Below are 14,046 nucleotides of genomic sequence, written 5' to 3' on the forward strand. Positions count from 1 at the left end.
CCGTACGCTGACCACGATGCCGGCGGAGCACGACCTGATCGAGCGAGGCATTCCCGACCTCATCGACTCCGATGATCTCGCGCCCGTCGTCGCTGCGGAGGTCGACTTCCTCGCCGGTCGGTTCGCGGGGTGGGCCGAACGAGGCAGTCCGGCGGTGCGCGCCCGCGCCGCCGCGGCATCGGGCGACGAGGCCCGGGCGGCAGCCCTCCTCGCCGACGTCGACCTGTCGGCCGGCGACAACCAGCAGCTCGCGTCGGCGGCGTGGGCGGTGTCGCGAGTGGGTCCGCCGTCGATGGCCGAGACGCTCCTGGTTGCACTGCGGGAGCAGCCGGCCCTTCTGGTCGAGGACGGTGTCCCGCTCGGGCCACGAGCCCTGGCCGAGGGTCCGCTCATCGCTGCGACGGGCGACCTCGACAGTGCAGTCGTCCGCCTCGAACAGGCCATCGCGATCGGTGATGCCCGAGCACCGCTCTGGGGCGCACTGGCCCGGGTCGAGCTCGCCCGGATCAAGCTGTGTGCCGAGGTCGTCGGCGATGCCGGACCGCCAACGAGCGGACCGGCTGTCGACCAACTCCTGAGTGCCGCCGGCCTCTTCTTCCGGGCCGGCGGCTATCGGTCCCTCCTGGAGCGAACCGGCCGGCTGACCCGTCCCGACGAACACATCCCACCCCTCGGTGGCCCGACCGTCGGACGCCTCCGGCCCGGTCGCCCTTGGCGGGTGGGGTTCGGGGTGATGGGCGATGTCTCGCAACGCGAGAGCAAGGGTCTCGCGATGCTCCATCACCTCGTGCAGAACCCGGGCCGCCCGTTCCCCGCCATTGCCCTGGACCGGCTCGTCAAGGGCGGTGACATCGAGGCGATCATGGCCACATCCGACGCCGGGGTCGACGAGATCCGGGCCCGGCTGTACGACGACGCCGTGCGGTCACGTGTCGGGAAGCTGCTGTCGCGCACGATCAAGGGAATCGAGAGCGATCACCCGCTGCTCGCCGGTCATCTCCGAGCGACGGTACGGACCGGTCATGCCTGTCGGTACGACCCGCCCGGCGGCCGCGCGGTGGTGTGGGTGGTCTGAGGCGTCACGGGTCGACCCGGCGGGTCCGTCGATGGCCGCGGCTCCGGCAACGGCGACCCATCGGATCGTGTCCGCAGACGGCCTCCGACGACGACGTCGGGATCTGAACGCTGATCCCTTCCGACACCAGCTCGAGCGGCGAACCGCTCCGCAGCGCTCGGCCCACCGCCGTCAACGCGTCGCTCGGCTCCGAACCGAACTGTTCGCGCAACCGTTCGACATAGACCCGATGGGCGGCGAGGGCCTCGCCGGTCCGCCCCGCCCGTTGGAGCGCGACGAACAGCAGTTCCCACGCCCGGTCGCGGTACGGGTCGTCCTCGACCTCGACCCGTAGCTCGACGATGCACTGCTCGTAGTCGCGAATCCTGATCCGACCGATCGCCAGGAGGTCGGCCGCCCGCCCCCGCAGCTGGGTGAGGCGGGCGCGTTCGATCTCGGCCGCGTGACTGTCGGCGAGATCGTCGTAGGGCGTTCCCCGCCACAGCCCGAGCGCTCCGGCCAACGAGTCGATCGTGGCCGCCGCGGCCGGCGCCGACCGCGCCCCTGCCACGACGCGTTCGAACACGTCGACGTCGGTGGTCCGGCCGAGCCGGTACCGCGTGTACTCGCAGACGATGAGGTCGTCGCCGTGCATCCGTCGCAACCGCGTCATCTGGTTCTGCAGGGAGGCGCGGGCACTGCTCGGAGGTCGCCCACCCCACACGCCGTCGGCCAATTCGTCGATGGCAGCGCCGCGATCGCCGGCCAGGGCCAGCGCGGCGATCAGTGCCCGCTGTCTCGGAGTCGCCGACTGCGCGCCGATCGTGGCGGGGCCGAGCACGCCGACCCCCACCTCCGCATCGTGACCGATCAACCGCTCGCCAACTCGCATCGCCGCGCCCTTCTCTCGTTGTTGGAGAGATGTGACATCACGCTCCGTGGCGGGACATTTTCCGCGTCGACGGCGGGTGACGGTTGGTGATCCGTTGCTTGCGGTCCGTCGGAGGCGGGATCCGGGCTGAGAACCAGCGGCGTCATCGGATAGGTTCACGACGTGCTCGAGGGACTCCGCAGCAGACTGTCGGCGATTCGCGACAAGCCGGGGAATGCAGCGGCGCGTCGGTTCCACCGAATCCACGACCTCGTGTCGATTCCGCTGATCACCTACTCCTTCCTCCACGACCGAACCACCGGTGGCCACTACCCGATCTCGTGGCGTGACCGATTCCGGCTGGTGGTCCGCATGTACCGCAACGGTCGTCACATCGAGACGGGCACCAACTTCCGGGCCCATGTCGCCATGGCGTCGAAGATCCTCGCCATCCCACCGCGAGTCGACGGTTGCCTGGTCGAGTGCGGTGCGTGGAAGGGCGGTACCACCACGAACCTGTCGCTGGTCGCGAAGCTCGTCGACCGCACGCTGATCGTCTACGACTCGTTCGAGGGCCTTCCCGAACCGGCCGAGGGCGACCGGTGGGCCGGCGCGCTCGGCACCGGCGCCTTCCACGGGGCGCTCGACGAAGTCCGACACAACATCGAGGCCCATGGCGAGATCGACGTCTGCGAGTTCCGCAAGGGATGGTTCAACCAGACCCTGCCGAACCACTCCGAACCGATCGTGTTCGCCTATCTCGATGTCGACTACCAGGACTCCCTCCACGACTGTGTCCTGCACCTGTGGCCCTTCCTCACCGCGCGCGGATGGGTCTTCATCGACGAGTACCTGCGGCTCGACTTCTGCGCCCTCTTCTTCTCCGAACAGTGGTGGGCGCGCCACTTCGACCGGCCGCCACCCGGCATCCTCGGTGCGGGAACCGGTATCGGCGTCGGACAGTTCTTCGGCGGCCCCGCCCGGGACCGCTCGCCATTCCAACGCCCGCTGAGCGCCGCGGCCACGCGCAAGGACTTCTTCGCACTCTGGGACTTCGTGCCGGAGAACGAAGCACCGTGGCCGATCAGCTACGACGCGGCCGCATGGACGATGACCACCCGGACGATCGAGGAGATCGAGCGCTCCCACCTGCAGCGGATTCTCCCGCCGGAGTAGCGGGAGATCCCGGCGACGTTGCTCAGTCGGCGACGGCGTCGGGCGACATCCATCCGAACGGGATGTAGAGGCCGGCCGCCAGGTTCTCGTGCATGCCGTAGCCGATCCGTCCGTCGTTGGTCTCGTGTCGGCACAACGTCTCGTTGAGCAGCGCGATGTCGAGCCGTTCCGTCGGCGCACCGATCGGAGTGTCGACACCCTCGACCTTGAGCTCGGCTCCCTGCCACACACCGTGGCCCCAGTAGCCGTCGTACATGTAGCCCGAACCGGCTTTGAGATAGACGGTTCGCAGTGGCGTCGTGGTGATCCGCAGATCCGACGCGCCGTCGCCGCTGAACCAGACCTCGGCCTTCTCGACCTCGCGGGTGCCCGGGAAGTAGGTGATGTCGATCTCGGGTCGGCCGAGATGCTCGGGGGCGCGATCGTCGCCCAGGTTGTAGAGCTTCACCGCTTCCTCGAGGATGCGACGCCCGGCGTGATCGTTGTCGATGGTGATCTTCACCATGTGATCGTCGAACTGGATCGGCAACCAGTTGTGGAAGAACCCCATGGACATGTCGGGATGGATCTTGGCGCCGATGCCCTTCGGCTCCGGCTCACCGACACCGTGGCGGACACCCCAGCTGTGGTCCCGGGCCCCCATCCAGCGATCGGGGGTGACCTCGTAGCGCACACCGTCGACCTCGATCCAACCCTCGTAGGCCCCGACGTGGGCGAGACGGAACGTGTTCTGCGTCTGGCGCTGGCCGACATAGGTCATCGACTTCGGTTCGGCCAACGCCTCGGTCATCGCCGTGAAGGTGAGGTCGAGGGAGAGACCCCACTCGTTCTCGTCGCAGGTCATGCGGAGCGTGCGCAGGCCCTCGATCACCTCGACCTTCAGCGGCCCGACCGTGGTGTCCATCCGGTCCGAGCCCAGCTCACGAGAGGCCCGCACGGTCACCTGGTGGTCGCCGTGTGACACCGTCACGAACGCGTCGGTGACCCCGAGGTTCGGGTACTGCCCCATGCCGAAGACCATGAAGAGCGAGTCGTCCGAGCCGTGCATGTTGAAGTAGTAGCGATCGTAGAAGTGGCGGTCCCCGGTGAAGACCGTGTCGATCGGCTCGGGAAACTGATGGATGAGGAAGTCGTCACCGGGGCTGAGGGGCATGCCCGCAGTCTGGTCGGCCGATGTGAACCCGGTCCAAACCGAAGGTGGCCTTCGTTCAGACCGCCGGTGGATCGATCGCGAGATGGATCCCTCGCGAGACCAAGACCGCCCCCGCCGCGATGCCGAGAAGTCCCGTCCCGACCAGCGCGACCCCGATCGACGCGACCTCGGCGACGAAACCCTGCACGATCACTGCGGCCGGCGACACCATCCCGAACCACATCAACCACAGCGACATCACCCGCCCGCGATACGCATCGTCGGTGTGGGCCTGCATGGCCGCCACCACCGTCGACACGCCGGGGGTGAACGACAGACCGGCGAGGAACAGCACGACCACACCCATCCACACCTCCGACACGAGCCCGGAGATGATGACGAAGCTCGACATCGAGAGCAGCGCGGCCACCACGACGTGGCGGTGGTCGAAGTGCCGCTCGATGAACACGAGCAGCACCGCACCGGCCAGTGCGCCGAAACCGAACGACGACGCGAGCACCCCGAACTCGCCCTCGCCCGTGTCGAATCCGTCGGTCGCGATGACCGCGATCAGCCAGGTCAGCGGAGCCAACAGGATCCCGACCAACCCGCCCGCCAACAGACAGGCCCGGATCCCCGGCGAGTCGAACGCATAGCGCATCCCCGAGCGGATGACCTGGAAGAACCCTTCGCCCGTGCCCGACGCCACCGGTCGGGCGGGGATGAGCAGCAGAGCGCCGACCATCACGATGAAGCTGACCGAATTGATCCAGAACACCCACACCGCTCCGACCGCGGCGATGAGCACGCCGGCGAGGAGCGGGCCGAGCGCCCGGGACGTGTTCCACTGGGTCGAGTTGAGCGAGATCGCGTTGCGGAGGTGCTGGGGCGGGACGAGCTCGGTCACGATGGCCTGCTGCACCGGCGCGCCGAGCGACGACACGAATCCTCCGGCGATCGAAAGGGCGAAGAGCAGCCAGTAGGGATCCGCGAGCTGCCACACCACCAGGGCGACCACCGCGGCGAACACGCCCTGGAGCGCCAACGACATGGCCAGCAGATCGCGGCGCCGCATCTGGTCGGCCAACGCCCCACCCACCGGGCCGGCCACCGCCAACGGAAGCAGCCCCGCGACGGCGATGAGCGTGACCCGCCACGCGCTGTCGGTCTGTTCCTTCACCACCCAGCCGAGGGCGGTGAGCGATGCCAGCGACCCGATGTTCGACACGACGCTGGCGAACCAGAAGACCCGATAGTCACGATGACCGAGCGCGGCGATCGGTGCGGGCGCGGTGGAGGTCATGCCCGATCAGTGTGTCGCCTCTGGGTGGCCCGGGTCCAAACCGCCCCGCTCGAAACGGCGACCTATTCGGGGACGCGTTCGAGCACGTTCCAACGCTCGGCGCAGCCGAACATCCCGACGACCATCTTCTCGAACCGTTGCCGGGTCCGATCCTCGGGCGGCGCGCCGGCCGCGATCACGCCGTTGAGCGTCGACACGGCCGAGGTGCAGTGGAACTGGAGGCTGGCCGCGGCGTCGTCGAGGACCTCGTCGCGCGACCACTCGGGCCCACCGGCGGCGGCCAGTGCGGCCCGGTAGACGTCGATCAACGCAGCTTCCTCGGCGATGGACTCATCGGTCGCTCCGAGGCCGAGGAACCAGGCGAGATCGCCGCCGGGGAAGCTCTTCATGAGCGTCTGCCAGTCGAGGACGACAGGGCCGTCGGGGGCGAAGAAGATGTTGTCGAACTCGTAGTCGCCGTGGATCATCGTCCACGGGCGTTCGGCCACCCGCTCGAGCCAGGTCTCGGTGTCGTAGATCCAGGTGCGCTCGAAGAAGTCGAGAATCTCGGCCGGCGCCATGTCGGGTCGCACCTTGCGCACGGCGGGCCAGTGTTCCTGCAGGATCGGGATGCCGAGGCGCAGCGACGGGAGCGTCCAGTCGATCGCCCAGTCGAGGTCGCCGTAGACCGGACTCTGCCAGAACCGACCGTGCATCGTGCCGAGTTGGGCGAGCAGCGTCGAGAACATCTCGATGTCGGGCGGAGCCAGGATGTCGCCTGCGGCACCCTCGATCTTCTCGAGGAGGAGCACCCCACGGCCCGCCGCCTCGTCGTATTCGTTGATGAACGCCTTCGGCACCCGCATCGGCACGGCGTCGGCGAGATCCCGGTAGAAGCCGTTCTCCCGCTTGTAGGAGTTCATGACCTCGTTGTACATCCGGGCCAGGTCGTCATCCATCGGGCACTTGCCGATCATCGTGGTCGGCAGGTCGGTGTCGTTCGCGTACTCGAGTTCGACGACGACGACCTCGCCCATGATCCCCATGAAGCCGTCGATCGGGCTGACCGCGATCTCGGCGACCTCGGCATCGTGGCCGTGAGCCGCGAGCCGCGTCGACACGAAGTCGGGCGTGAGCTCCGAGAGCGATGACGGCAGTTGACTCATGACGAGTGACTCATGACAGGCGACCTCCGGGGTTCCGCCGACGAAGCTACTTCAGGCCGCGGCGGACGCGCGGAGCACCGACGCGAACTCGGCGCGGCTGATCAGGGCACCCGGATCCCCGAGGCCGAGCGGGTCGGCGGCGGTCTCCACGGCGGGCCCCGCGAGCCCCGAAGGGGCCGGGCGGTCGTCGACGGCGGCAAGGCGCACGATGAGCGCGAACGCCTCGTCGGGGGCGAGGAAGTCCTCGGGCGAGAAGGTTGCCGGGCTCGTACCGGCGACCACGCCGATCGACCACAGCCAGTCGACGGCGGGCCGGAAATGGTCGAGGGCGAACACGTCGGCGAAGGGGGCCGATGTCGCGGCAGGCGGCGCTCCGTGCAGGCGCCACAGCATCGACGCCGCCTCACCCCGGGTGATCGGGTCGTCGGGGCAGAAGCGTCCCGGCGCACACCCCACGGTGACCCCGAGATCGGCCGTCCACACGATGTCGTCGCGTCGGGGCTCGAGCCCGATGTCGCAGAAGCCGGCGACGGACGCGAGTCCCGTGGCACACGAGATGCGGCCCGGGCCGACCCACACGAACTCCCACGCTTCGGGATCTGGCCCCATGTCCTCGCCGTCGACCGGGTACGACGGGATGAAGCCGAAGCGCTTGGCCCGGGCGAAGTCGAAGTCGGAGAGCCACCGGTACGCCGCAGTGCCGGCGAACCCGACCTCGCTCCCGCCCGCCTGGCCCACGTCGATCGCGTAACCCCCGTGGTGTTTCGAGTAGCCGGGCGGCGCACTGGTCCGCAGTGCCTCATCGATCCCGGTGTCGCTCGTCCGTCCGTCGAGCCGCCGGAGAAACAGGGCCCGCTGGTCGTCGAGGTCGCGATACGCCGAGGTCATCACGAGGGCGACACCATCGTCCCGAGCGGCGGCCTTCATGGCCGTCCACGCTTCTGCCGCAGCGTCTTGGAGCCGGCGACCGTCGACCGGGACGAGATCCGCTGCGGCGACCGGGCGGCGCGTGTACCCACGGGCCTCGGCGGCGACACGGATACGTTGGTCGACCTCCGGATCCCCGGTGATCTCGACGAGCGCGTCGTAGACCACGTCGTCGGGGCGCACCATGCCGCGGAGGTCGGCCTGGTCGAACATCACCAGGTAGGTGTCGGGTTCGACGAGACTCGGCGCGTCCTGTGCCGCGGCCGGCGCGGCTGCGAGCATGCCGGTCGCCACGAGGACCGCGAGGACGCGTCGGATCTCAGCCACCGGGGAACGGTACGACACGACGGGCCGTCCACGCGGCCACCCCGGCCATGAGACCGGCCGGCGCCGGGCGCCAGAGGATCGTCGGGAAGCGGGTGAAGAAGCGACGCACACCACCGGCCGATTCGGAGAACAGGAGGTCGAGGATGTGGATCACACAGAGAACAACGACAATCACGGCGACGAGGTTGACGATTCGTCGCAACCGCGGCGTCACGTCGGCGGCCGGCGTGGTGGCGACCACGACGGCGGCGAAGAGGATCACGAGGCCCGTCGATGGGGTGGTCGCCCCCTGGAGGGCCGAACGGAAACCGTTGCGGTCCCACTGTCCGTCGATCAGGCGGAACGCCAGGGGTGCCAATGCCATCGAGGCGGCACAGAAGCTGAGGGTGAGCGCGACGACCTCACGCGCCTCGTCCCACGAGACGGGCGCCGGGCCGGGATCGTCGGGCCCGGCCGAACGCACCGGTCAGCCGGCCAGCGCGAGGATGGCGTCGTTCGCCAGGGAGTCGATCGGGCCGGGCACGAGGCCGAACCCGATCGTCAGGACGAGCGCCACACCCACGGCGAGAGCTGCGGTGGGATGCACCGTGATCGGCTCGTTGTCGTCGGCCGCGGTGCCGAGGTACATCGAGAGCACGATGCGCAGATAGAGGAACGCCGAGATCACGGCCGACACCATCGCCACGACCGCCAACCAGAACGAGCGGGCATCGACCGCGGCACCGATCACCTCGAACTTGGCGACGAAGCCGGTCGTGAAGGGCACGCCGGCCTGACCGAGCAGGAACAGGGTGAGCGCCAATGCCAGTGCCGGGTTGCGGCCGCCGAGCCCGTTGAGGTCGTCGAGGCTCGTCCCGCGATCACCACGACCCGACACGATCGACAAGATGCCGAACGACCCGATCACCATGAAGGTGTAGGCCGCGGCGTAGAACACCACTGCCGCGACACCCCGGTCGGTCGCGGCCTGCACACCGACGAGGATGAAGCCGGCGTGCGAGATCGACGAGTACGCGAGCATGCGCTTGGCGTCGCGCTGGACCACGGCCAGGACGGCGCCGACGACCAGCGTGGCGACGGCCATCGCGTAGATCGCCGGCTGCCAGTCGTCGCGATAGTCGAGGAAGGTCACGTAGAAGACCCGCACGAGGGCTGCGAAACCGGCGGCCTTGACCGCGGACGCCATGAAGGCGACGACCGGGGTGGGCGAACCCTGGTAGACGTCGGGCGTCCACGCGTGGAACGGCACGGCGGCGACCTTGAAGCCGAATCCGACGAGGAGGAACGCGAAGCCGGCCAGCAACATCGCGTTGTCGAGGATGATCACCGAGTCGAGGTAGGCACGGATCTCGAACAGGTTCAACGAGCCGGTGGCGCCGTAGATCATCGCCATGCCGTAGAGCAGGAAGGCCGAGGAGAACGCACCGAGCACGAAGTACTTCAGACCGGCCTCGAGCGACTCGGAACGGCGACTGTGCATCGCCGCCATCACATAGACGGCGATCGAGAGGGTCTCGAGCCCGAGGAAGAGCACGATCAGGTCGTTGGCGCCCGCCATGAGCACGCCGCCGGCCGCCGACAGCATCAACAGGACGTACATCTCGACCCCGTCGATGCCCTCACGACGCAGATAGTTGTCGAGCAGCAGCGCGGTCAATGTCACCGCGAGCGCGATGACGCCCCCGAAGACGAGCGCGAAACCGTCGACCCCGTACTGGGCCCCGAAGGCGGCGATCGGCGCCCCGGTGACCCGGAAGGAATCGGTCCAGACCTCGATCGTCGCGACGAACGAGATGAGGCCGACCCCGACGGTGAACGCGGCATCGAAGCCGATGTCGAGTGAGCGGACGAACGCGGCTGCGAGGAACAGCACCGCGATGAGCCCGACGTAGAAGAGCGGCGCACCGATGTCGTCGCGTACACCGGCGAGGGGCACGTCGTCGCCGACGAACCCGCCCACGATCCACATCCCGAGGACGGCGACCGGACCGAGCGTGGCCGTGGCCGCGGCGTTGAGGTCGGCGGGCATCCGCTTCACGATCGAGCGGAACATGATCAACAGCACGGCACCGACGGCGAGCGCCACCACCGGCGCGAGGGCCGACCAGATGACCTCAGGGGTCTCGACCGGATCAGCGAGCTGGAACGGCATCAGTGATCCCCTTCCTCGGTGGCAGCCTCATCTTCGCCGTGGCCCTCGGCTTCCCCGTGGCCGTCGTCGACCGGGACGATGATGTCGGCCGTCGGCTCCTCGAAGTCGGCGACGTGGAACTCGACGTGGGAGATGAGGGCGTCGACCGCTGGTTCCATCCGTTCGATCACGGGCTTGGGGTAGACGCCCATGAAGACGATGCCGAACAGGAAGGGCACCATGATGAGGCCCTCGCGCAGGGTCAGGTCCTTCATCGTGGCGTTGTCGCCCTCGGCGGGACCGTGGAAGACCCGCTGGTAGGCCCACAGGAGGTAGAGCGCGGCGATGATCACGCCGGTGGCGGCGACCACGGCCCACCAGCGGTGCGCGGCGAACGCACCGAGCAGCGTCAGGAACTCGCCCACGAAACCGTTGAGCCCGGGCAGGCCGATCGACGAGAGCATGACCACCATGAAGACGCCGGCGAAGATCGGCGCCGGCTTCTGGAGCCCACCGAGCTCGCTGATCTCACGGGTGTGGCGCCGGTCGTAGATCCAGCCGACGAGCAGGAACAGCGCACCCGTCGAGAGGCCGTGGTTGACCATCTGGAGGATGCCACCCTCGATGCCCTCGGTGTTGAGGGAGAAGGTGCCGATCACGATGAACCCGAGGTGGGCGACCGACGAATAGGCGACGAGACGCTTGAGGTCGCGCTGCATCGTGGCCGCGATGGCGCCATAGATGATGCCGATCGTTCCGAGCGTGACGAGCGCCGGCGCGAACCACACCGCCGCTTCGGGGAAGAGATAGACGCCGAAGCGCAGGAAGCCGTAGGTGCCGAGCTTGAGCATCACCGCAGCGAGGATCACCGAACCGGCGGTCGGCGCATTGGTGTGGGCGTCGGGCAACCAGGTGTGGACCGGGAACAACGGCACCTTCACGGCGAACGCCAGGGCGAACGACAAGAAGATCCATCGTGCGGTGGTGGTGGCGATGGCCTGGGAGTTGGCGAGCTCGACGAGATTGAAGGTGAGCACGCCCGTCTCGGCCTGGTTGAGGAACGCCAACGACAAGATGCCGACGAGCATCAGGGCGGAGCCGAACATCGTGTAGATGAAGAACTTGGTCGCGGCGTAGGCCCGCTCGCCGTGGCCCCACTTGCCGATGAGGAAGTACATCGGGATCAAGACGATCTCGAAGAAGACGAAGAAGGCGAAGAGATCGAGGGCGAGGAAGACGCCCATGCAGCCGGCCTCGAGGATCAGCAGCCAGGCGAAGTAGGCCTTCGGGTCGTGCTCCGCGTCGATCGCGACGATCGCCAGCGGGAAGATGACACCGGTCAGCACGACGAGCCACAGCGAGATGCCGTCGATGCCGAGCGTCCACGAGATGCCCAGACTCTCGATCCATGTGTGGGTGTCGACGAGCTGGAAATCGGCGGTGCCGGTCTGGAAGTCGGTGAGGACCCACACGGCCAGCGCGCCGGTGGCCGCCGACACGAGGAAGGCGATCTGCTTGAAGTACTCGGGCCGGCTGTTGGGCAACGCGAGCAGCACGATCGCGCCGAGGACCGGCAGGATCACGAGGGTCGAGAGCACCGGGAACGATGCGGCGACCGAATCGGCCGCCTCGGTGGCGAGAAGAAGAGAAGACATCAGAAGTTCGCCCTCGACAGGAACCAGACGAGCAGGGCGATCGCCCCGATCGCGACCATGGCGGCATACGACCGCACGAGGCCGGACTGCAGACGACGGAGTTGCCCGCCGCTGTCACGCACGATGCGCCCGACCCCGTTGACGGCGCCGTCGACGAACGTGGCGTCGAACCAGGCCACCAGGTCGAAGCTCTTGCGGCCGGGACCGCCCATGAAGTTCGTGATCGACTCGTCGTAGCGCCAGCCCCGGGCCAGGATCGGTCGCTCGATCTTCGACGCCGGGAACCGACCCTGCAGATACACCGCAGCCGCGGCCGTGATGCCCACGAGCCCGCCGAGCACGGCGATGACACCGAGGACCCACTTGGTCCCGCCCTTGAAGCTCAGGACCGTCTCGCTCTCCTCGATCACCGGCTCGAGCCAGTGTTCGAGGAAGTGCAGATCCTTCGTGAACGGGAGGTTCATCACACCCGCAACGATCGCGGCGCCGGCCAGGACCACGAGCGGAAGGGTCATCTGCCACGGTGATTCGTGCGGGTGGTACTCGCGCCGGGCACGAGCGGCTTCGGGATAGTCGTCGGGGGCGATGTCGCCGACGTTCGGGGCGTTGAACAGATCGAACTCGATCGATCCGTCGTTCATCGACGCGGCGGCCACCGTCGCGACCTGGGCCTGGGCGGCCCGCACCGCGTCTCGGGCCGCCTCGACTGCGGCCGTCGCCTCTTCGGCCGCGGCGCGGGCCTTGTCGACACCGTCCTGGGCCTTCGCCAGGTTCTTGGTGGCCTTGTCGACCGCCTTCTCGTCGCTCGGATCGGCCTCGGCCAGTTCGGCCTGGCGGGTGACGAGCTTCTCCTCGGCCTTCTCGAGCTTCTCGGCCGCCGTGACGACGGCCTTCTCGGCGTCGCCGATACCGGCTTCGGCTTCGGCGACCGCGGCCTCGGCGGACTGCACCTTGATCGCGGCCATCTCCTCGAGCTCCTCGGCCCGCACGTCGGCGAAGCGGTAGCGACCGAAGAAGGTCATGAAGACCTGGCGGCTCATGTAGAAGGCGGTGAGGATCGCGGTGATGAAGCCGACGGCCCACAGTGCCGGGCTGTCGTTCCAGGCGAAGGCGAGGATCTCGTCCTTGGACCAGAAGCCGGCGAACGGGGGCACACCGGCGATGGCGAGCCAGCCGATGATGAAGGTGATCGACGTGATCGGCATCAGCTTGCGGAGGCCGCCGTAGTGGCGCATGTCCTGGTCGTCGTCCATGCCGTGGATGACCGAGCCGGAGCCGAGGAAGAGCAGCGCCTTGAAGAAGGCGTGGGTGATCATGTGGAAGATCGCCGCCACGTAGGCGCCGGTGCCGATGGCGAGGAACATGTAGCCGAGCTGGCTGACCGTCGAATAGGCGAGCACCTTCTTGATGTCGTTCTGGGCCACCGCGATGGTGGCGGCGAACAGGGCGGTGGCCGCGCCGATCCACGCGATGGTCGTGGGCGCCCAGGCCGCCGATTCGCCGATGACGAGGTTCATCCGGGTGAGGAGGTAGACGCCCGAGGTGACCATCGTCGCCGCATGGATGAGGGCCGACACCGGGGTCGGACCGGCCATCGCGTCGGGCAGCCAGACGAACAGCGGGATCTGGGCGGACTTACCGGCGGCGCCCACGAGCAGCAGGATCGTGATCGCCGTCGCCGTCGTCTCGGCCAGCCCGCCGGCGCTCGCGAAGATGTCGGTGTACTGGATCGAACCGATCGTGGTGAACGTGAGGAACATGGCGACCATGAATCCCCAGTCACCGATGCGGTTGGTGACGAAGGCCTTCTTGCCGGCCGAGGCGTTGGCCTCGTCGGTGAACCAGAACGAGATCAGGAAGTAGGAACACGCACCCACGCCCTCCCAGCCGAGGAAGGTGAGGAGCATGTTGTCGCCCAGCACCAGCATCAGCATCGAGAAGGCGAACAGGTTCAGGTAGAGGAAGAACTTGGAGAACTTCGGGTCACCGTGCATGTACCCGATCGAGTACAGGTGGATGAGCGCGCCGACGCCGGTGACGAAGAGCGTCATCGTGACCGACAGCGGATCGACGAGGAAGCCGATGTCGACCGCGAAGTCGCCGGCCGGCACCCACTCGAAGAGCGTCTGCACGTACTGACGATCGTGGATGTCCTCCCCGACGAGGCCGAGGAACACGACCACCGACGAGACGAACGAGCCGACCATCGCGAGGGTGGCGAGCCAGCCGGCGCGGGGCTCGCCGAGCTTCGGTCCGAGGAGGAGGAGCGCGAGGAACCCGGCGAGCGGGAACGCGGGGATCAGCCAGACTGCTTCGACCATGGCC

General features: G+C 68.0%; 11 protein-coding genes. 2 read left to right on the forward strand and 9 right to left on the reverse strand.

Annotated features, from left to right (window positions below):
- Nucleotides 1–16: 16 nt before the first annotated feature.
- Nucleotides 17–1,075: a hypothetical protein gene (locus R2707_15970; GenBank protein MEZ5246596.1), complete on the forward strand. Its 1,059-nt coding sequence runs from the start codon at nt 17–19 to the stop codon at nt 1,073–1,075.
- Between the two features lie 4 nt (nt 1,076–1,079).
- Here R2707_15970 and R2707_15975 read toward each other — a convergent pair whose 3' ends face one another.
- Complete coding sequence (locus tag R2707_15975; GenBank protein ID MEZ5246597.1) at nt 1,080–1,946, reverse strand: BTAD domain-containing putative transcriptional regulator; 867 nt, start codon at nt 1,944–1,946, stop codon at nt 1,080–1,082.
- 162 nt (nt 1,947–2,108) lie between these two features.
- On the opposite strand from R2707_15975, the gene R2707_15980 reads away from it, so the two are divergent.
- Nucleotides 2,109–3,101, forward strand: coding sequence for a TylF/MycF/NovP-related O-methyltransferase (locus R2707_15980; protein MEZ5246598.1), 993 nt, complete (start codon nt 2,109–2,111; stop codon nt 3,099–3,101).
- Nucleotides 3,102–3,123: 22 nt separating this feature from the next.
- On the opposite strand, the gene R2707_15985 is transcribed toward R2707_15980, so the two are convergent.
- The 8 genes from R2707_15985 to nuoL form a co-directional block, all read right to left on the reverse strand.
- Nucleotides 3,124–4,254, reverse strand: coding sequence for a hypothetical protein (locus R2707_15985; protein ID MEZ5246599.1), 1,131 nt, complete (start codon nt 4,252–4,254; stop codon nt 3,124–3,126).
- A gap of 55 nt (nt 4,255–4,309) precedes the next feature.
- A complete protein-coding gene (locus tag R2707_15990; protein MEZ5246600.1) occupies nt 4,310–5,536 on the reverse strand; it encodes an MFS transporter in 1,227 nt (408 codons plus the stop codon).
- Between the two features lie 62 nt (nt 5,537–5,598).
- On the reverse strand, nt 5,599–6,681 hold the full coding sequence (locus tag R2707_15995) for an aminoglycoside phosphotransferase family protein (GenBank protein ID MEZ5246601.1): 1,083 nt from the start codon (nt 6,679–6,681) through the stop codon (nt 5,599–5,601).
- A gap of 51 nt (nt 6,682–6,732) precedes the next feature.
- Nucleotides 6,733–7,935 carry a M15 family metallopeptidase gene (locus R2707_16000; protein ID MEZ5246602.1) on the reverse strand — a complete coding sequence of 401 codons (1,203 nt, stop codon included), beginning with the start codon at nt 7,933–7,935 and terminating at the stop codon, nt 6,733–6,735.
- On the reverse strand, nt 7,928–8,398 hold the full coding sequence (locus R2707_16005) for a hypothetical protein (GenBank protein MEZ5246603.1): 471 nt from the start codon (nt 8,396–8,398) through the stop codon (nt 7,928–7,930). The genes R2707_16000 and R2707_16005 overlap by 8 nt, the downstream gene beginning before the upstream one ends.
- A gap of 3 nt (nt 8,399–8,401) precedes the next feature.
- The gene (locus R2707_16010; GenBank protein ID MEZ5246604.1) at nt 8,402–10,087 is read right to left on the reverse strand and encodes an NADH-quinone oxidoreductase subunit N; all 1,686 of its coding nucleotides are present in this window, start codon (nt 10,085–10,087) and stop codon (nt 8,402–8,404) included.
- Complete coding sequence (locus tag R2707_16015; GenBank protein MEZ5246605.1) at nt 10,087–11,721, reverse strand: NADH-quinone oxidoreductase subunit M; 1,635 nt, start codon at nt 11,719–11,721, stop codon at nt 10,087–10,089. The genes R2707_16010 and R2707_16015 overlap by 1 nt, the downstream gene beginning before the upstream one ends.
- Entirely contained in the window at nt 11,721–14,042 is a 2,322-nt protein-coding gene (gene nuoL, locus R2707_16020; GenBank protein ID MEZ5246606.1) for an NADH-quinone oxidoreductase subunit L, read from the reverse strand. The genes R2707_16015 and nuoL overlap by 1 nt, the downstream gene beginning before the upstream one ends.
- Between the last annotated feature and the right edge of the window lie 4 nt (nt 14,043–14,046).

Source organism: Acidimicrobiales bacterium (assembly GCA_041394245.1).
Taxonomy (GTDB): domain Bacteria; phylum Actinomycetota; class Acidimicrobiia; order Acidimicrobiales; family Aldehydirespiratoraceae; genus JAJRXC01.

Excerpts from the sequence above, each read along its gene's own strand:
- R2707_15970 (MEZ5246596.1), top strand. The coding sequence starts at position 17 with ATGCCGGCGGAGCACGACCTGATCGAGCGAGGCATTCCCGACCTCATC.
- R2707_15975 (MEZ5246597.1), bottom strand. The coding sequence starts at position 1,946 with ATGCGAGTTGGCGAGCGGTTGATCGGTCACGATGCGGAGGTGGGGGTC.
- R2707_15985 (MEZ5246599.1), bottom strand. The coding sequence starts at position 4,254 with ATGCCCCTCAGCCCCGGTGACGACTTCCTCATCCATCAGTTTCCCGAG.
- R2707_15990 (MEZ5246600.1), bottom strand. The coding sequence starts at position 5,536 with ATGACCTCCACCGCGCCCGCACCGATCGCCGCGCTCGGTCATCGTGAC.
- R2707_15995 (MEZ5246601.1), bottom strand. The coding sequence starts at position 6,681 with ATGAGTCAACTGCCGTCATCGCTCTCGGAGCTCACGCCCGACTTCGTG.
- R2707_16010 (MEZ5246604.1), bottom strand. The coding sequence starts at position 10,087 with ATGCCGTTCCAGCTCGCTGATCCGGTCGAGACCCCTGAGGTCATCTGG.
- R2707_16015 (MEZ5246605.1), bottom strand. The coding sequence starts at position 11,721 with ATGTCTTCTCTTCTTCTCGCCACCGAGGCGGCCGATTCGGTCGCCGCA.
- nuoL (MEZ5246606.1), bottom strand. The coding sequence starts at position 14,042 with ATGGTCGAAGCAGTCTGGCTGATCCCCGCGTTCCCGCTCGCCGGGTTC.